Below are 20,195 nucleotides of genomic sequence, written 5' to 3'. Positions count from 1 at the left end.
CCAGTAGCGACCAAGGAGTGCAATAGCTTTAGCTATTGCTGAACAGCACGGTTTTTTATTTTTACGACGGTTCGCAGGGCTAGATAGCTAAATACGGAAGTTATTAGACGTATTACCGAGTTTGTCAGTCTGCGTGCCAATCAAGATGTGAGAAGGATTTGCCGGCAAGGAATGGCGTAGTGGTCCGTGATCCAGGCTTCGCCGTTATCCAGAAAGCGTTAGCAAAGGCCAGGCGGACAAAATCAACCAGGTAGTTCAAGGTGGTTTGCTATGATGCGGTCAATCCGTGCTCCATTGAAAAGCTTCATGTCCCATCATCGATCAGTGTGCAATCGCTTGATTTTGCTGCTTGGCTTTCTGGTTGCCAGTCACTGGAGCTTGGCCGATACCTATCGCCTGGCGATCAACGAAAACATCATCGACCTGATCGGCCAACCGCAAAGCGCCATCCTGGCCAATGACGGCCTGCCGGCTCCGACGCTGCATTGGCGCGAGGGCGAGAACGTCACGCTGGAGGTCACCAACAACTTGAAGGAGCAAACCTCGATACACTGGCACGGCATCGTGTTGCCCTACGACATGGACGGCGTGCCGGGCATCAGCTTCGATGGCATAGCGCCGGGCCAGACCTTCAGCTACCGCTTCCCGATCAAGCAAAGCGGTACTTACTGGTATCACGGCCATTCCGGCATGCAGGAGCAGCAAGGCTTGTTCGGCGCCATCGTCATCGATCCGGCCGCAGAAACGCTGCACGCCGACCGCGATTACATCGTCATGTTGTCCGATTGGCCGGCAGCCGACCCGCATCGCACGCTGGCGCGCCTGAAAAAGCAAAACGACTATTACAATTTTCAGAAACGCACGGTGTTTGATTTTTTTGCCGACATAGGCCGCTTGGGCTTTTGGGAAACGCTAGCAGACCGTTTGGCTTGGGGCGAGATGCGCATGGAGCCGACCGACCTGGCCGACGTGACCGGTTCGACTTATCGTTTTCTGGTCAACGGCCAAACCCCGGCGATGCACAAAACCTATGTGTTCAAGCCGGGTGAAAAGCTAAGGTTGCGTTTCATCAACGCCTCGGCGATGACGCATTTCGACGTGCGGATGCCGGGCTTGAAAATGCGGGTGATCGCGTCGGACGGTCAGCCGGTACAGCCGGTCGATGTCGAGGAATTCCGCATCGCGGTCGCTGAAACCTATGACGTGTTCGTCGAGCCGCAAGCCGAACAAGCCTATGCCATCTTCGCCGAAGCGATGGACCGCAGCGGTTACGCCCATGCCAGCCTGACGCCGCGCGAGGATTGGATCGCCGGCGTGCCGCCGCAGCGGAAAATGACTTTACTGACCTTGGAGGATATGGGGGGCGCGCATGGAGGTCATGCTCGGCACCTGCAAGCCGAAGTGGCGCATGCAGGGCACGATACCGAAACCGAAGCGGTGAAAACGGATCACTCAGGCCATGCCGCCGCGCATGATGTTCATGCCGGCCATCAAGGGCATAGCATGATGGCGCCTGCCGAGCCCGTCATCGAATCCCATCCGCTGTTGAGCTATCAGCATTTGCAAGCCACCGAACCCAATCACGGCCTGATGGGCGAGCCGGATCGGGAAATCACCTTACGCCTGACCGGCAACATGAACCGCTATATCTGGTCGTTCGACGACGTCAAATATTCCGACGCCGAGCCGATCCGGGTCAAATTCGGCGAGCGCATCCGGTTTCATTACGTCAACGAAACCATGATGAACCATCCCATCCATTTGCATGGCTTATGGCAATATCTGGATAACGGCAACGGCATGTACAACCCCAAGAAGCATGTCATCAACGTCAAACCGGGGCGAACCGAGAGCGTAGACGTGATTGCCGACGCCGAGGGGCAATGGGCTTTTCATTGCCATTTGCTGTATCACATGGACACCGGCATGTTCCGCAAGCTGATCGTCGAAAAGCCGGAGCACCGTCATGAATAAAGCGGCTTTGTGGTTTCTGCTGGCGTTTGCCGGCCGGGTGGCTGCCCAGGACGACGACAGGCTCTTCAGCCATTTCAGGGCCGAACGCCTGGAATACGAAAGCAACGGCGCATTGCAGCTGTTCAAGTGGGATGTGCAGCATTGGATAGGCAACGACGACCATAAATTGTGGTTGAAGAGCGAGGGCGATTATGCCGGCGATCAAGGCATCTTCGGCCGCGCCGATTTGCAATTGCTGTACAGCCGCAACATCGATACCTTTTGGGATTTTCAGATCGGTGCCCGCCGCGCTTTCGAGCCGGAACGCACCTTCGACGCGGTGATCGGCTTTCAGGGGCTGGCGCCGTATTTCATCGAAGTCGACAGCGCGATGTTCATCACCGAAAACGGCAATGTCCTCGGGCGCTTGACGCTGGGCTACGAACTGTTGCTGACTCAGCGCCTGATTCTGGCGCCGCGCTTCGAAATCAACGTTGCCGCCGAGGATTTACAAAACCGCGGCGTCAAGGCCGGCATCACCGAAATGGAAGCTGGCCTACGTTTGCGTTATGAGATAGAACGGGAATTTGCGCCGTATATCGGTTTAGACTACGTCGAGGAAGAATCCTTACTCGAGCATCAGCATAGTTTGCGAGGCGTGGTGGGGGTAAGGCTTTGGTATTGATTAAGCCAGCGAATTGACCCAATCAACCCGGCAATGTGGCGTCCTTGGGGGGCATCTTGATGTTTAAGAGTGCTGTCAACAACATCCATATTTTGCGCCTCGCCATCTGGGGAGGTAAAACCTCCACCTCGCGGGAGAGGGCGGGGGTGAGGGGAATAGATAATGTACACACCTGCTTTATACCCCCTCCTAACTTTCTCCCGGTGGGAGAAGGAACTGTTTTGACTTTTCGACAGCCTGCTGGGTGAAGGGATGCACAGGTCAGTTATTTTTGACCATATCCTCAAGGAGTGCATACTAAACACTTCTGACGGATCGTTGCAGTTAGTGAATTGGCTTGCATTACCGCGAGGAGATCAAAAATGCAGAAAACCTATCGTTTGTTCGGAATGATTTTTTTTATGGTGTGCAGTTTATCCGGCTGCGGTTTGTTTGCCGTCAAAGAACAGCAGGAAAAAATCGCGAGTTATTGTCAAATCTATGGCTCGGTCAAGCCGGAAATCGACAACGGCAAGGCTCTTATCGTTGTGTTGTTCAAGTTCAACGGCGGCGATGTCAACAAGCGTGAGAGTTGGAGTCTGTTCGACCATTTCGTCAATGACCGTCCCGGCAAATGGTATTTCGCCACGGCCCCCGGCCAATATGCGCTGGCCGCCTTCAAGGACGTCAATAACGACATGGTCTATCAATTGGACGAACCGGCCTTGATGCCCGACCGGGAGAAGCTGATTCAATGCGCGCCAGGTGCGGTCGAAACCGATATCGCTTTATTGATACCGGAACAAGGCCGCACAAAACTGCAGGCGGCAATGGATATTTCCAAACTGCAAGTCCGTAGCAGCCAGGAGCAGTTGGCCATTTCCTTGGGTCAGGTGAGTCATGTCGGCGAAATGGCCAGTCTGGATGAGCCGCGCTTTGCCGATGACCGGGCCAAGCAAAGCCTGTGGCGGCCGCTGGATTTCTTGATCGATGGTAATGCCGGCCTTTATTTTCTGGAACCTTATGCGGCCAACAAGATGCCGGTGTTGTTCGTGCACGGCATCAACGGCACGCCGCGCAATTTCAATTATTTGATCGAGCAACTCGATCGCAGCCGTTACCAGCCTTGGGTCGTCTATTATCCGTCCGGCGCCCATATCGATAATGTGGGGCGTTACATCGAACAAATGCTGCGGCAACTGCAGGCCAAATACCGCTTCGATAAAATGGCTGTGGTGGCGCATAGCATGGGCGGTTTGGTATCGCGCAGCTTCTTGTTGCATCACTTCGACGAGGCCAGCAATCTTGCAGTCCCGTTGTTCATCACGATCTCCACGCCGTGGAACGGACATGCGGCGGCGCAATTGGGCGTCGAACACGCGCCGACTCCGGTTTATTCCTGGATAGATCTGGCGCCCGGCAGCCGTTTCTTGCAAGAATTGTTTTATACGGGTAAAGCGAACGATGCGCCCCGGCGTAGCTTGCCTAAGACCACCGAAAAACATTTGCTGTTTTCGTTTATCGATAGCGAAGCCGGCGACGGTACCGTTAGTTTGGCCAGCCAATTACGCCCGGAAGCGCAACAAGAAGCCGACAGGCTATACGGCTATCAACAATCGCACATGGGCATTTTGAATACGCCGGACACGGTAAAACTGCTGAATCAATTGCTCGACAAGGTTCGTTGAAATGCTCCAATACAGAAATGGTTTATTCTTATCCGGCAGTGGGTATATTTCACCAGTGAAACCTTACGAATTTAACCAACGCTAACTGCTACCTAACCAGCTCAATGGAAATTCAAGATAAAAACATCGCCTTAGTGGAACTGGAACAAAGTCTAAAAATTCAGTCGTTATTGGGCGAGCTATCCAATACCTTCGTGCGGGTGCCGAACGAACAAATCGATCAGGCCGTGCAGAACAGCCTGTGCCGCATCGCTGAACAATTGGATTTGGATCACATTGCATTGGGTCTGATCACTCCTGACTCGCAAGACTTCTACTCTAAATATTGTTACGCCAAGTCCTGTTCCAAACCTTGGCAAGCCGATTCCTTGATGGCTGAAGGACCTTATCTGACACGCACGTTGCTGGCCGGTAAACCTTTCATCATGCATGATGTGGATAAACTGCCGCACGAAGGTGCTGTCGACCGGGAAAATTTTCTCCGTTACAACATCAGGGCGGATTTAGTGTTTCCGTTTGTCGTCGGCGGACATTTGTGTGGCGGCATTGGTTTTGCGTCGTCGCGTCCGCGGCATTGGACCAACGAAACCGTAAGAGGCCTTGGCTTGATAGCCGATGTATTTGCCAATGTATTGGAAAGAAAGCGAACCGTGCAAACCATTCAGGGGCGGGAGGAGCAAATGCGGCTGGCCGCGGAAGCGGCGGGTATCGGTCTTTGGGTCTGGAATATTCCGAAAGACAAGATTTGGGCGACCGATAGGGCAAGGGAAATCTACGGGGTGCCGTTACAGGAAGAATTGAGCTTTCAACGGTTTTTGGATTGCTTGCATCCTGACGACAAGCAATCTGTCAACGAAGTGGTGCAAAGAATATTGCAAGGCGAAAACCAATTACGCCATGAATATCGGGTGTTGCATGCGGACGGCAGCGAACATTGGGTGTGTGCCACGGGTCGCTGTCAACGCAGTGCGTCCGGACTGCCAGAGTTATTGATGGGGGCGACCTTGAACATCACCGAGGTTCGCCGCAACAAAATCGAATTGGAGCGTGCCAACGCCGATCTCAAACTCGCTCTGGAGCAGATTGGCAGCCTGAAAGACCAGTTACAGCATGAAAATATTTATCTGCGCCACGAAATATCGGGGCGTTACGCAGCCGAGCTCAATTCGAGTAACAGCCCGGCCATGCGGCGTATCCAGGAACAAATCGAACAAGTAGGGCCGACACTGGCCACGGTGTTGATCATTGGCGAAACCGGTACCGGTAAAGAGCGGCTGGCAACCGCGTTACACGAAGCCAGCCCGCGCAAGGACCGGCCCATGATCCGGGTCAACTGCGCCGCGATTCCGGCCGCGTTGATAGAAAGCGAGTTGTTCGGCCGGGAAAAAGGCGCTTATACCGGCGCCTTGTCCAGACAAGTCGGCCGATTCGAATTGGCCGACCGTTCGACGTTGTTTCTGGACGAGGTGGGCGAATTGCCGTTGGAGGCCCAGGCCAAACTGCTCAGAGCTTTGCAGGAAAAAGAAATCGAGCGCTTGGGTAACCCTAAACCCATCAAAATCGACGTCAGAGTCATCGCCGCGACCAACCGCAATTTGGCCAATGAAGTGGCGGCCGGCCGTTTTCGCGAAGACTTGTATTACCGCTTGAATGTGTTCCCTATCGAATTGCCGCCGCTGCGCGAACGCCGGGAAGATATTCCAAAACTGGTGGAAGCCTTCGTCAACGAGTTTGCCTTGAGCATGGATAAAAACGTAGATGGGGTTGCCAAGGCCAGCATGGAATCGCTACGCTGCTATGCGTGGCCTGGGAATATCCGGGAATTACGCAATATCGTCGAACGGGCGGTCATTCTGGCCAAAGGGCCTATCCTGAAAATCGCCTTACCCAATGGAACTATCCAAACGACAACGCCGGCAAAACCGGCGATGGGCAGGCTGGAAGATGTCGAGCGGGACTATATCTTGCGGGTGCTGGAAGCGACCGGCTGGCGCGTGCGCGGCCAGGGCGGCGCGGCTGAAATTCTCGGCCTCAAACCCAGCACGCTGGAAAGCCGCATGATCAAATTAAACATCCATCGGCCGTCCGTTTAATATCAATGAGCACGGTCACATTTGAGGAAAATGAAATCTAACCTAACGCTCATGAAGACTCGGCATCGTCCCGGCAAATGAAAATAGTCTTCAGGGTAAGGTTGCTTGCCGGACAGGCCGCCGTGAATACATCCATGTAGGCTCGACGGCGGCATCCTTGCCGCCGTCGCCTGTCCAACAAGCAACCGCACCCTCACATTTTGCTACTTTCAGAGTAACGATCATGAAGGCTCGACATCACCCAGGCAAATGAAAGTTTTCTGTAGGAATAACATCAAGGCTCAGCTAAGTTTTGAAATCCGCAATACTGACCGCGCGAGGATAACGAATCCTGGAATCGTAAAGCAAATTGAGTACACCGCTTCGTTAAAAGCATAGATAGTAGGCATGGCTACCGATTTAACCCTCATATAAATAAAAGCAAAAGGATGTTTTTATGGTCATTGAAAAAGAAAGATTACAACAGGCCCGCGATCAGACTGTTCCCTGGAAAAAATGGGGGCCTTATTTAAGCGAGCGGCAATGGGGCACGGTCCGCGAGGACTACAGCGACAACGGTGATGCCTGGAATTATTTTACCCATGACCAAGCGCGCTCACGCGCTTATCGCTGGGGAGAGGACGGCTTGGGCGGCATTTCAGACGACCATCAAATACTTTGTTTTGCGTTGGCGCTTTGGAATGGCAACGATCCGATCATCAAGGAACGCGCGTTTGGATTGACCAATAGCGAAGGCAATCACGGCGAGGACGTCAAGGAATATTACTTTTATCTGGACAGCACGCCGACGCACTCCTACATGAAGTACCTGTACAAGTATCCGCAGGCGGCTTACCCCTATGAAGAACTGATCAATACCAACCGCAATTGCAGCCGTGACGAATTGGAATACGAGCTGCTGGATACCGGTATTTTCAACGACGATCGCTATTACGATGTGCTCGTCGAATATGCCAAAGCCGATGCAGAAGATATGCTGATAAAAATCAGCGTCAGCAACCGCGGACCTGAAACAGCGACATTGCATGTCTTGCCGACTCTCTGGTTCCGCAATACCTGGTCCTGGGCCGATGGCGGCAGCAAACCCATTCTGCGAAAAGTCGACAACGCCGCCGGCAGCGTCATTCATGCCCATCACACCGATCCGCTGTTTCAGGAATTCCTGAACGACTACTATTTGTACTGCGACGGCGACGCACCTTTGCTGTTTACCGAGAACGAAACCAATAATGCCCGACTGTTCGCCGGAGAGAACGCCAGCCCCTACGTCAAGGACGGTATCAATGACTATCTGATTCACGGCCAACTCGATGCCGTCAACCCGGCCCAGACTGGCACGAAAGCCTGCCCCCACTATCAATTGACAGTGGGGGCAGGCGAAACCCAAGTCATCCAATTGCGCCTGACCCGCATCGCGTCCGCCCTGATCCGCGAGCCGTTTTCAGGTTTTGATGCTGTTTTCAAAACCCGTTTACAGGAAGCGGACGCCTTTTACCACGAGATCATTCCAACGATCATCGAGGAAACCGACCCGGATCGAGCCAATCTGATGCGCCAGGCCCTGGCCGGCATGCTATGGTCAAAGCAATATTTCTATTACGATGTCGATAAGTGGCTGGAGGAACATCATGTCACCCCTTGGTCGGGTGCCGAGCAGCGCCATCGGATTCGTAACGGCGAATGGTTTCACATTTGCTGCGACGACATCATCTCGATGCCGGACAAGTGGGAATACCCCTGGTTCGCGGCCTGGGATTTGGCTTTTCATATGCTGCCGTTATCGATCGTGGACTCGGACTTTGCCAAATCGCAACTGGACTTGATGCTGCGTAACGACTATCTGCACCCCAATGGTCAAATCCCGGCCTACGAATGGAATTTCGGCGACGTGAACCCGCCCGTGCATGCCTTTGCCACGATGCAGATCTACCTGATGGACAAAGCCCGCAACGATGGCAACGGGGATATCAATTTCCTCAAATATGCCTTCTCCAAACTGCTGGTCAATTTCACCTGGTGGCTCAACCGGAAGGACCGCAATGGGAACAACGTGTTCGAGGGCGGCTTTTTGGGGTTGGATAACATCGGCGTGTTCGACCGCAGCTCGCCCCTACCCACCGGCGGCTTTCTGGAACAGGCGGACGGCACGGCCTGGATGGTCTTTTTCAGCCAGCAGATGTTGCGGATTGCGGTCGAACTGGCGCTACACGATCCCTTGTACGAGGAATTCGTCAGCAAATTTTTCGAGCATACCCTGTGGATAGCCGGGGCCATGGACAGGCTGGGTGAACAGCAAGACGAAATGTGGGACGAAGAGGATGGATTCTTCTACGATGTCTTGAGGTTCCCGGATGGCAGTGCGACGCGTTTGAAGGTGCGCTCGATGGTCGGATTGCTGCCGCTGGCGGCAATAGCCATTTTCGAAGAAGCCGATCTGGAAAAGCTACCCAATTTCTGCCAACGCGCGCAGGCTTTTTTTCGCCGCCATCCCGAATTCACCGCCAATATGCATTTGCCCAGCCAGCCGGGGGCCGCCGGGCGGCGCATGTTGTCGGTATTCAATGAAGCCAAATTGCGCCGCGTACTGGCGAGAATGCTGGATGAAAACGAGTTCTTGAGCCCTTATGGCATTCGCTCGCTGTCTCGTTATCACCAGGAACATCCTTTTATCTTTCATCATAACGGACAAGAATACCGTGTGGATTACCTGCCGGGAGACTCCAATACCGGCATGTTCGGCGGTAACTCCAATTGGCGCGGACCGGTGTGGATGCCGGTCAATTTCTTGCTGTTGACCGCGCTGATGCGGCTGCATGCCTATTTTGGCGATCAGTTCAAGGTGGAATGTCCGACCAGGTCCGGCCAGTTAATGACGCTTTTCGAGGTTCAGCAGGAACTGGGCAAGCGGTTGACCAACATTTTTCTGCGCGATGGCAACGGGCATCGGCCGGTCTATGGGGGTACCGAAAAATTCCAAAACGATCCTTATTGGAAGGATCTAGTGCTGTTCTACGAATATTTTCACGGTGATAACGGGGCGGGCATTGGCGCCAGCCATCAGACCGGCTGGACGGGTTGCATTGCCCGCATCATTCAGATTATGGGTGATATAACGGAACAGGTTTTGAGCGGTGCAGATGTCGAGATGGCGGCTATCAAGAAGACGGTAGGAAAATAACAGCTAGCCTTGGAAACACGGAAACCGGGAAGGGCTTCCGCCCATCGTTTCGCCAAAGTCCAGTGTTTTCCGGCATTGCATGTCTTTACACCACGGCAAGAACCTGGGCTCGATTGCCAAGCGAACCCAGGATATTGGCATGAAAACCGAATTTCCAAAACCATGAGCAACAATTCCGAATACAAAATACCCGATGATTTTTCGCTGGTACTGGGCGGCCCGCTTTATCAGTTTTTCATTCGCGCGCACCTAACTACCCATACGCTGGATTTGGTCAAGCGCAGAGTCATCGTCATTTCCCTGGTTTGCTGGTTGCCATTGTTGTTGCTTTCGGCATTGGCTGGCCAAGCCCTAGGGGGAGCCATTAAAGTCCCTTTTATTTATGACGTGGACGTACATCTTCGTTTTCTATTGGCCTTGCCATTGCTGTTGGTCGCGGAGTTGATAGTTCACCAGCGCATACGTCTGACTATCCAGCAATTTATCGAACGCAGAATCGTTACGCCACAAGCTCACCCGGCATTCCAAGCCCTAATTGCATCGGCGATGCGTTTGCGCAATTCGGTGTTGATCGAGGTATTGCTGATTGCCCTGGTGTTGACGGCTACGCATTATCTCTGGGCAAGTCAGATGGCGCTGGAATCGGCGACTTGGTACGCGACCATCGTGGACGGGGATCGCCAATATTCTCTGGCGGGATATTGGTACGCCTTCGTCAGTATTCCGGTTTTTCAATTTCTATCAGCCCGTTGGCTTTTTCGCATTTTCATCTGGGCGCGGTTTCTGTGGCAGGTTTCCCGGCTGGATCTACATCTGGTGCCGACACATCCCGACCGCGCCGCGGGACTCGGTTTTCTCGGCGGCAGTGCGGCGGCATTCATGCCGTTACTGCTTTCTCAAGGTGTGTTGCTGTCGGGCCTGATCGCCAACCATATTTTCCATGAGGGCAAAACACTGTTGGACTTTAAGCCGGAGATCGCAGTCGGCGTGGTTTTTTACTTATTGCTCGTGTTTGGCCCCTTGTGCGTGTTCGCCCCACGCCTGGCGCAAGCAAAACGGCGGGGCTTGCTCGAGTATGGCGCACTGGCGAACCGCTACGTACGTGAATTTGACGATAAATGGCTACGTGGCGGTGCTTCGCCGGATGAATCATTGGTCGGCAGCAGTGATATTCAATCCTTGAACGACCTGGCAGGCAGTTTTGATGTGATACAAACGATGCGACTGTTTCCGTTCAGTAAAACCGCTGTGCTGCAAACCGCTATCGCAGTTCTGCTGCCGTTGCTGCCATTGACCTTGACGATGATTTCGCTGGAAGATCTGCTTAAGCGCTTGCTCGGGATTTTGTTATGAGGTGTTAAATGACTAAAGCATCGGTTTTGCATGGTGTCATGTTTGAATCAGTTCTATGCTTATCAACAAAGGAGAGCAACTTAGGATTTGGCCGAAAATAAATTCCCAAAATGGCTTTTCCCGTCAAGCCTTTCGTGTTCCACAGCCCTGCCCAGTAACTTAGGATATGGTTACAAATAACTTCCCTGTTTCAGGGTACAAGGATTTTCCCGTTCGTCCTGAGCTTGTCGAAGGATGGGCGGGAAAATCCGAGCATCCACCACGCCAAACCGTTCATGCTTCGACTGGGCTCAGCACGAACGGTTTGGCGGGAAAAGTCATTTCGGAAAGTTATTTTTAGCGGAATCCTTAACTTAATGGCAGTGACTGTTATCTGAGCTTGGATTCATTCGATCTACCTGTACTTCAAGTGTAGAAACTCGGGGAATCACCGAAATGTCGTGGTTTGCCCGCTCGCGTTAGCCATCAGCAATTTATCCCTTATTCGTAACTCACTGTTTGTCCGGTATTTTTTGCTTAGAGCTGGGCTGGCATGGTTACTGCGTTGTTAAACCTGATCGAATGACAACTGATCTATGCCGCACATTGGCGCGCTTAAGAAACTAGCGCAAAGCAGAGTTGGCATTTGATTCGATCAGGGCTCGCAACGTAAAGCGAAAACACAATGGGGAAACACGGCTATGAGTCAAATCCAAAATCTCGCCCGGCATACGCGTTTACTGGAGATCGTCGGCGATACCGTTAGGGTTCGCGCCAAGGGCAGGGCTTTCGGCGAGATGGCCATCGTCGAGAACACCGATGGCGAGTCGTCGTTGGCCAAAGTCGTCGAACTCGATCGCGATATCGTCAGTTTGCAAGTGTTCTCCGGCGGCAAAGGCCTGTCTACCGGCGCTACGGTGAATTTTCTCGGGCGTAGCTTGGATGTGGTGTATTCGCCCAACATCTTGGGGCGCATTTTTCGTGGCTCCGGCGATCCTATCGACGGCGGCCCGGAACTCAAGACCGATCCGCGGATTCAAGTGGCGGGCCCTACGGTCAATCCGGCCATGCGCGTCATGCCGACGCATATGATAGAAACCAAGGTGCCGATGATCGACCTGTTCAATTGCCTGGTCGAAAGTCAAAAGATTCCGATATTCTCGGTGGCTGGGGAGCCTTATAACGAATTATTGGCGCGGATAGGTTTTCAGGCCAATGCCGACGTGCTGGTATTCGGCGGCATGGGCTTGATTTTCGACGACTACCATTTCTTCCGCGATGCTTTCGAAAGCCACGGGGTTTTTCACCGCACCGTGATGTTCGTCAACCAGGCGTCCGACCCCTTGGTCGAACGCCTGATGATTCCGGACATGGCCTTGGCGGTGGCCGAAAAAATGGCGGTCGAGGAAAACCAGCGCGTGTTGGTGTTGTTGACCGACATGACGGCCTACGCCGATGCGATGAAAGAATTGGGCGTCGCCCAGGAAAGGATTCCGGCGGTGCGCGGCTACATGGGCGATTTATATACCCAGTTCGCTCAACGTTATGAAAAGGCCTGCGATTTCAAGGGCGCCGGTTCTGTGACGATACTGACCGTCACGACTATGCCGGGCGACGACGTCACCCACCCGGTGCCGGACAATACCGGCTACATCACCGAAGGCCAGTTTTATCTGCACGACGGCATCATCGATCCGTTCGGGTCCCTGTCGCGTCTGAAACAACACGTGATCGGCAAGGCCACGCGCGAAGATCACGGTCAAATCATGAATACGATGATTCGCTTCTATTCCGGTGCCGTCGAAGCGCAAAAGAAACAGGCGATGGCTTTCGAATTGTCCCCTTTCGACCACAAGCTGTTGAAATTCGGTGGCTTGTTCAAACAGCGTTTCATGGACATAGCCGTCTCGCTGCCGGTGATCGAGGCCTTGGATTTATGCTGGCAGACCTTGGCGGAATGCTTCAGCAAAGACGAGTTATTGATGAAAAAAAATCTCGTCGATAAATTTTATCCCGAACAACTGGCCGCCGAGGCAGGGGAGTAAGCCGCCATGGCCAAGCTGAAACTCAGCAAGCACGCGATGCACGAGCAGCAGGAGCAGTTGAAACTGTATAAGCGCCTGCTGCCGTCGCTGGACTTGAAACGCCGGCAATTGACGCTGGAGGCGCAAAAAGCCGAAGAAGAGTACGCCGAGGCGCTTGCGTTGAGCGAGGCCTTGGAAACGCGGATCGGCCAGGAATTACCGATGCTGGCCGATGAGGGTTTGCGTTTGCGGGATTTGGTCGTCGTCAAAGGCTATCGCTTGGGCGAGCAAAACGTCGTCGGCGTCAGGCTGCCGGTGTTGCAAGCGTTGGATTGCCAGGTGGCCGACTATTCGCCGTTGGCGACGCCGCCGTGGTTGGACATTCTGGTGCAGCGCCTGAAAGACGCCAAAACCAGTCGCTTGCGCGCCGAAATCGCGGCGCAACGCCTGGAGATTTTGCGCGTGCAGTTGCGGCGCGTGACGCAGCGGGTCAACTTGTTCGAAAAAATCCTGATACCGACTGCGCATACCCATATCCAGCGCATCCGCATCTATCTCGGTGAAACCGAACGCGCCGCCGTGGTGGCCTCGAAACTGGCCAAGTCGAAACAACTACACGAGCGCAGCGCGCTCACGGAGCAGGCGGAATGAGCATAGTCAGTCTGGATAAGGTGACTTTCATCGGCATGGCCGAAGACCGGTCGCTTTTGTTGGAAGATTTGCAGAATTTGGGCTGTTTGCATATTCAAGCTTTGGCAGCGAAAGGGGACGGTACAGACGGCTTGGCGCCGGTTCCTGCTGGCGCGCGCGAGGCTCTGCAGTTTCTGCACGATTGTCCACAGCGCAGACGCCAGGTGTCCGACAGTAGCCGCTTCGATGCGCTGGAAACCGAGCGCAAGGTGCTGGAGGTGCGCCAACGCCTGCAAGCCCTGACCGACGAGCGTGATTTTTTGTTCAAACGCATCCAGGACATGCGGCCTTGGGGCGATTTCGAGTTTTCGCCCTTGGCGGACATGGGGGATTTGCGCTTATGGTTTTACGTCGTCCCGCATCGCGAGATGACGTTGGTCAGGCAGTTGCCGCTGACCTATCAGATCGTCAAAAAAGATCATCGGCATAACTATCTGGTCGTAGTCTCGGCCGGCGAGCCGGCAGGCATGCCGGTAGGCCGCGTCCGTATCGGTTCCCAGTCGCGCCGGCACTTGGAAGCGCGCCTGGAGGACGTGGAGCTGGCCATAGAAGACGCGCAAGCCGAACGGGCCTACTTGACCCGTTGGTACGGCTTGCTGCGAGACAATATTGCCGCCTCGGAAGACAAAGTAGCATTGGCGGCTGCCGAACGACTGAGCCTCAAGCGCTCCGGCCTGTTTGCATTGCAAGGTTGGGCGCCCACCGCCCGTATCGCCGAACTTGGCGACTACGCCCGCCGGCGCGGCATTCATATCGATGTGCAAGCAGCCCAGCCGGATGAGCTGCCGCCGACCTGCTTGGACAATCCGTCGTGGCTGGCCGCCGGCGAAGACTTGGTGAATTTCTATATGACGCCGGGTTACCGTACTTGGGATCCGTCGCCGGTCGTTTTCATTTCGTTTGCCTGGTTTTTCGCGATGATCTTGGCCGATGCGGGCTATGCCTTGATCTTGGGTGCTGTCTTATGGTTCTACTGGAAGCGCATGGGTGAATCCGCCAAAGGCCGCCGTTTCCGGGCGCTGTGCGCCGCCATCGTTTTGTGTTCGCTGCTGTACGGCATGCTGATTGGCAGCTATTTCGGCGTGTTGCCACGCGAAGGTTCGGTATTGGATTGGTTTTTTGTTTTCGATATGAACGATTCTAACCGGATGATGAAAATTTCGGTGTGCATCGGCTGCTTGCATATCTTGCTGGCTACGGTCATGGATGCGCTTCGTTACAAGGGAAGCCTGCAGGCTTTGGCACCTACCGGCTGGGCCTTGGTCGTCAGTGCCGGTTTGCTGTTTTTGTTGATCACCTCGTTTGGGTTCGAAGGCTTGACCATGCTGCCGGCCGGTTTGGCGGCTTTAGGCGGCGTGTTGGTGCTACTGTTCTCGTCCCCTTACGAAAAACCGCTGCCTCGCTTGCTGCACGGCCTGCACGGCTTGACCAAATTTACCGCCGCGTTCGGCGACATATTCAGCTATCTGCGCTTGTTTGCGCTCGGCCTGGCCAGCGGGGCCCTGGCGATCGAATTCAACCATATGGCCGCCGACATCTATCAGGCCATGCCCGGGGTCGGTTTGGTGTTCGCGTTTTTGGTGCTGCTGCTCGGCCATACCATCAATTTTTTGTTGGGCTTGATGAGCGGCGTGATTCAAGGCTTGCGGCTGAATGTGATCGAGTTTTTTAACTGGGGTTTGAAGGAAGAGGGTACGCCGTTCAAACCCTTTAGGCGCACGGAAAGGTAGAAAGTCGGTAACTATTCAGTGCGAAGCGCAATAACCCTCTTTGAGGGTAGGGTGAGGGGAACCGAAACAAAGCATTTCGCCGATCAAATTCTCCTCACCCCAGCCCTCTCCAGCAGGAGAGGGAGTTGGTCAATGGCAATTTCCTAAAGATGAGAGGTTATGTATGGATTCCATGATTCTATCGCTGGGTTGGTTGGGTATGTATGCGCCACTGGCATTGGGGGCGGTCGGCAGCATGTTCGGTTGCGCCCGAGCCGGCATGGCGGCTTGCGGCGCCTTGGTGGAAGTCGAAAGCGGTTTCGGTCGGTTTATCGCCGTGGCTGCAATGCCGTCGTCGCAAGCCATTTTCGGCGTCGTCGTGACGATGGTGCTGCGGCGCGACATCACGCTGTTGAACTCGCCGGGCATATTCGGTTTGGGGTTTTTGACCGGCATCGCCTTGCTGTTGAGCGGACTGGCCCAGGGCAGTGCTTGCGCGTCCGCCATCAACGCCTCGAAAAGCAAGCTGGAAATCTTCGGTATTTCGCTGGCGCCGGCCGCATTGGTCGAAGGTTTTGCGGTGTTTGCGTTCGTGTTCGCACTGGTGCTGTCCGCCAGCATTCCCAAATAGGCGAAGGAGGCCCGTCATGTCGGAAACCAGCATCCATGACACCAGCGTGCAGGCCTTGATCGATAGGATTCGCGATCAGGGCGTGCAAAGCGCCAAGCAAGAGGCCGTGCGCATCGTAGCCGAGGCCGAAGCCAAAGCCGCCAAATTGCTCGCGGACGCGCAAAAACAAGTCGAACAACTGCGCGCCAAAGCCACAGCCGAGATAGAAGCCGAAAGGGTTGCAGCGGAGGAGGCCTTGAAACTTTCCGCCCGTGACACCGTACAGCGCTTGAAAAACGGCGTCGCCGCCGCGTTCGAAAACTTTGTGCGGCGTCTGGTTACCAAAGCCACCCAAGACCAGGCCTTGATGAAAAACCTGATTCTGGTGCTGGCCGGACATAGCGTGGATGAATTCGTCAAAGACAAACACATCCAGATTCTGATTTCGGAAGCCATACTGACCGGGCAATCCGACCCGCAATTAAGCGAGTTGGGCAAACAAGCCATTTTGAGCATCTCCAGCGATATGTTGCGCGAAGGTGTCGAATTGGTGCCTTGCAGCACCATAGAAGGCGGCGCCAAAGTGCGCTTGGTCGGCGAACAATTGGAGATCGATTTGACCGACCGAGCCATAGCCAAAATGCTGGCTGATCGTTTATTGCCGCGATTCAAGAGCATTTTGGTAGGTGCGGAGTAAAGTAGGATAACGGCGATGAAGGACTATTACACCGTGGTATCCAGTCTGCCTTATCTGCCTCATTTCGTGCGGCTCGAGCGCTTGCCGCTGTCGCGTCTGCGCTTGGAACAGCGTTTGCGCATGCTGGAGGCGGATGAAACCCGGCAGCTATTGCTGGCTGAATCGTTGGTGGGCTGGCGGGTATCGTTCGGCCACGTGAAGAGCGTCGACATTGCCGGCTACTACCAAAAGCGTTTGCAACACATCGTACAGCCGGCGCTGCGGGAATTTGTCGAATACCGGCTGGACATGCAGACCATACTGGCGGCATTGCGCCTTAAACGGGCGGGTATAGAGCCCCAGCGCTATCCGGGTAGTTGGGGCTTGGGACGCCGGGTTGGCCACATCGAAACTCACTGGGATGCGGCGGATTTTGGTTTGAGCACGCTATGTCCGTGGATAACGGAAGCAGGCCGGCATCTGGCGGCGGCCGATGCGCAGGCTTTGGATCGCCTGCTGATGGATACGCTGTGGCGCAAGCTGACGACTCTAGGCGATGCCAATCCTTTCGGTTTCGAAGCCGTCACGGCTTTTTTGTTCAAGTGGGATATCGCGCAGGCATGGCTGCTGCGGGATGCGGATGCCGCGAAACAACGCTTTCAAATATTGATCGATGAGGTAAAACATGTCCAATGAAACTACCGGCGCCGTCGCTGCGACCGTGGTCGGCGTCAAGGAAAGCCTGGTCTTGATCGAGTTCGACGAAACCGTCGAGGTCATGAAAAACGAAGTCGGTTATATCTGTGTCGGCGACGCCCGATTGAAAGCGGAAATCCTGAGGGTGCGCGGACGCACCGCGGATATGCAGGTTTTCGAAGACACGCGCGATGTGAAAGTGGGCGACCGGGTCGAATTGTCCGGCGAAATGCTGTCCGCTACCTTGGGGCCCGGTTTGTTGGGACAAGTGTTCGACGGTTTGCTGAGTCCCTTGCATGTGTTGGCGCAAAAATACGGGTTTTTCTTGCCGCGCGGTGTGCTGGTTTCGGCGCTGGATACCGAGAAAAAATGGCAATTCACTCCGGATGTGGCGATAGGCGACAGCGTCTTGCCGGGCGGCGTGATCGGATCGGTGCCGGAAGGCCCGTTCAAGCATAAGATCATGATTCCGTTCAACGAAGCCGAAGCCGTCAAGATCAGTTGGATTCAAGGCGGCAGTTTCAGCGTAGACGAAACCGTGGCCCGTTACACGACCGCAACCGGCGAAGAAAAATCGTTGACTATGGTGAGGCGCTGGCCGATCCGCCGCCCGATTCCCGAGGGATTGCTGCGCAGACGCCATGCGGAACGCCAGTTTCCGGTGCTGCCCTTGACGACGGCAACCCGCATCATCGATACCTTTTTTCCGATCGCCCAAGGCGGTACCGGTTGCATTCCGGGACCGTTCGGGGCCGGCAAGACCGTATTGCAAAGCTTGGTCGCGCGTTATTCGAGTGTCGATATCGTCATCATCGTCGCGTGCGGCGAACGCGCCGGCGAAGTGGTCGAAACCATACACGAATACCCGCAAACCAAAGATCCCCGCACCGGCGGCACCTTGATGGATCGTACCATCATCATCTGCAATACCTCGTCGATGCCGGTAGCGGCTCGCGAGGCCTCGATTTATACCGGTATCACGCTGGGCGAATATTTCCGGCAGATGGGGTACGGCGTGCTGCTGATCGCCGATTCCACCTCGCGCTGGGCCCAGGCAATGCGGGAAACTTCGGGGCGGATGGAAGAAATTCCCGGCGAGGAAGCCTTTCCGGCCTACCTCGATTCGGCCATCAAAAACCTGTACGAGCGCGCCGGCGTGATCCGTTGCGCCGACGGCACCACAGGGACGCTGACTTTGATCGGCACGGTGTCGCCGGCCGGCGGCAATTTCGAGGAGCCGGTTACCCAATCCACCTTGGGCACCGTCAAGACCTTTTTGGGGCTGTCCGCCGATCGCGCTTACCGGCGGTTTTATCCTGCCATCGATCCCTTGTTGTCCTGGTCGCGCTATTTGGACCAGCTGGCGCCCTGGTTCAAGCAAGAGCTCGATGCCGAATGGGTCAGCGACGTCAAAAATATGATGACTTTATTGGAACGCGGCGACGGCATTTACCAGATCATGCAGGTGACCGGCGAAGAAGGGATTACCTTGGAGGATTTCGTCGACTGGCAGAAATCGGTGCTGCTCGACATGGTGTATTTGCAACAGGATGCCTTCGACGAGGTGGACGCCTGCATGCCACGCGAGCGGCAATTGGAGAGCTTCAGGTTGTTGAAAAAACTGGTGACGGCGGATTTCAGGTTTGCAGACAAGAATCAGGCGCGCGACTTTTTCACCAAATTGACCGGGCATTACAAAAACTGGAACTACAGCCGGCCCGATTCGCCGGATTATGCACAGTACCAAACCCACATCGAACAATTGGCGGCGCAATATCTGCCAGCCTATGAACTTTTATAAAACCGCATGAATTCCAAGCCAGGAGGCCCGTTATGATCAAACAAGAGATTATCGACCTGTTCAAGGTCAAGCCGGATAGCAAGGTGCGCCTGAAGGATCACGAGACTAGTTGGGCTCAAACCGACGAATTCAAATCAGCCGGCAAGAAAATGGTCAAGGAGCGCGCCAACGAGATCTTGCAAAAGAGCATAGAAGATTTGGCGGAAAGCCAGGAACTGCTGTATGCCGATGACCGTTATGCGCTATTGATCGTGTTTCAAGCCATGGACGGGGCCGGCAAGGACGGTACCATCAAGCATGTGATGTCGGGCGTCAACCCGCAGGGCTGCCAGGTATTCAGCTTCAAGAAACCGTCGGCGGAAGAACTCGATCACAACTTCCTTTGGCGCTATATGAAATCCCTACCCGAGCGCGGCCGCATCGGCATCTTCAACCGCTCGTATTACGAAGACGTGCTGGTAGTCAGGGTTCATGAGGACGTGCTGGAGCAGCAAAAATTGCCGGACGGCAAGCGCGGCAAGGCGTTCTGGGAAGCGCGTTACGACGATATCAACGCATTCGAGCGCCATCTGGCGCGCAACGGCACCGTGGTGCTGAAATTTTTCCTGCACGTGTCCAAGAAGGAACAAAAGCGCCGCTTCATGGACCGTCTGGAGCGGCCGGAAAAAAACTGGAAATTTTCCCTGGCCGACATGAAGGAACGCGGCTACTGGGACGATTATGTCGATGCCTATGAAAAAGCCATCAGCGCCACCAGCACCAAATGGGCGCCCTGGTATATCGTGCCGGCCGACGACAAATGGGCGATGCGCGCCATCGTTGCCAATATCGTCAGCACTACGTTGAGCGAGCTGGAACTGAAATTTCCGGAAATGAACGACGAGCAACGCAAATTGCTGGAAGAAGCCCGCAAGGCCTTGGAAGCGGAATAATGCGAGGGTGTTTTCGAGAAACCAAACGCGTGCCCAGGATGCTACTTTCATTGGTCGTGGGAAGCAAAGGCTTCATGATCGTTAGGTTAAATGCATTGGAGATGCGAAACTTTCGCGACAAGGCGGTAATTTTAATTATCCTATGGTCT

14 protein-coding genes are annotated in these 20,195 nt (G+C 54.6%); all 14 read left to right on the top strand.

Annotated features, from left to right (window positions below; all coding sequences use genetic code 11):
- Positions 1-270: 270 nt before the first annotated feature.
- The 14 genes from NM686_RS12445 (at position 271) to NM686_RS12380 (ending at position 20,046) form a co-directional block, all read left to right on the top strand.
- A complete protein-coding gene (locus NM686_RS12445; RefSeq protein ID WP_255188185.1) occupies positions 271-1,974 on the top strand; it encodes a copper resistance system multicopper oxidase in 1,704 nt (567 codons plus the stop codon).
- Positions 1,967-2,638, top strand: coding sequence for a copper resistance protein B (locus NM686_RS12440; RefSeq protein WP_255188184.1), 672 nt, complete (start codon positions 1,967-1,969; stop codon positions 2,636-2,638). Before NM686_RS12445 ends, NM686_RS12440 begins: the two co-directional genes overlap by 8 nt.
- A 362-nt stretch (positions 2,639-3,000) precedes the next feature.
- Complete coding sequence (locus tag NM686_RS12435; protein WP_255188183.1) at positions 3,001-4,305, top strand: alpha/beta fold hydrolase; 1,305 nt, start codon at positions 3,001-3,003, stop codon at positions 4,303-4,305.
- 104 nt (positions 4,306-4,409) lie between these two features.
- Entirely contained in the window at positions 4,410-6,398 is a 1,989-nt protein-coding gene (locus NM686_RS12430; protein ID WP_255188182.1) for a sigma-54-dependent Fis family transcriptional regulator, read from the top strand.
- Positions 6,399-6,834: 436 nt separating this feature from the next.
- Positions 6,835-9,576, top strand: coding sequence for an MGH1-like glycoside hydrolase domain-containing protein (locus NM686_RS12425; protein WP_255188181.1), 2,742 nt, complete (start codon positions 6,835-6,837; stop codon positions 9,574-9,576).
- A 162-nt stretch (positions 9,577-9,738) separates the two neighbouring features.
- Entirely contained in the window at positions 9,739-10,929 is a 1,191-nt protein-coding gene (locus NM686_RS12420) for a hypothetical protein (protein WP_255188180.1), read from the top strand.
- A gap of 680 nt (positions 10,930-11,609) precedes the next feature.
- Entirely contained in the window at positions 11,610-12,953 is a 1,344-nt protein-coding gene (locus NM686_RS12415) for a V-type ATP synthase subunit B (RefSeq protein WP_255188179.1), read from the top strand.
- A 6-nt stretch (positions 12,954-12,959) separates the two neighbouring features.
- Positions 12,960-13,583: a V-type ATP synthase subunit D gene (locus NM686_RS12410; RefSeq protein ID WP_255188178.1), complete on the top strand. Its 624-nt coding sequence runs from the start codon at positions 12,960-12,962 to the stop codon at positions 13,581-13,583.
- A complete protein-coding gene (locus NM686_RS12405; RefSeq protein WP_255188177.1) occupies positions 13,580-15,352 on the top strand; it encodes a V-type ATP synthase subunit I in 1,773 nt (590 codons plus the stop codon). Before NM686_RS12410 ends, NM686_RS12405 begins: the two co-directional genes overlap by 4 nt.
- Positions 15,353-15,515: 163 nt before the next feature.
- The gene (locus tag NM686_RS12400; RefSeq protein ID WP_269021767.1) at positions 15,516-15,962 is read left to right on the top strand and encodes an ATP synthase subunit C; all 447 of its coding nucleotides are present in this window, start codon (positions 15,516-15,518) and stop codon (positions 15,960-15,962) included.
- A gap of 16 nt (positions 15,963-15,978) precedes the next feature.
- Entirely contained in the window at positions 15,979-16,638 is a 660-nt protein-coding gene (locus NM686_RS12395) for a hypothetical protein (RefSeq protein ID WP_255188175.1), read from the top strand.
- A gap of 15 nt (positions 16,639-16,653) precedes the next feature.
- Positions 16,654-17,313, top strand: a complete 660-nt coding sequence (locus NM686_RS12390; RefSeq protein ID WP_255188174.1) for a DUF2764 family protein — start codon at positions 16,654-16,656, stop codon at positions 17,311-17,313.
- On the top strand, positions 17,303-19,114 hold the full coding sequence (locus NM686_RS12385) for a V-type ATP synthase subunit A (protein WP_255188173.1): 1,812 nt from the start codon (positions 17,303-17,305) through the stop codon (positions 19,112-19,114). Before NM686_RS12390 ends, NM686_RS12385 begins: the two co-directional genes overlap by 11 nt.
- Positions 19,115-19,146: 32 nt before the next feature.
- A complete protein-coding gene (locus tag NM686_RS12380; protein WP_255188172.1) occupies positions 19,147-20,046 on the top strand; it encodes a polyphosphate kinase 2 family protein in 900 nt (299 codons plus the stop codon).
- Positions 20,047-20,195: the final 149 nt, after the last annotated feature.

The sequence above is a fragment of the Methylomonas rapida genome (genome assembly GCF_024360925.2).
In the GTDB taxonomy this organism is placed as follows: Bacteria; Pseudomonadota; Gammaproteobacteria; order Methylococcales; family Methylomonadaceae; genus Methylomonas; species Methylomonas rapida.
Note: the sequence above shows the minus strand (reverse complement) of the source record. Positions and strands in the feature narration are given on the sequence as shown.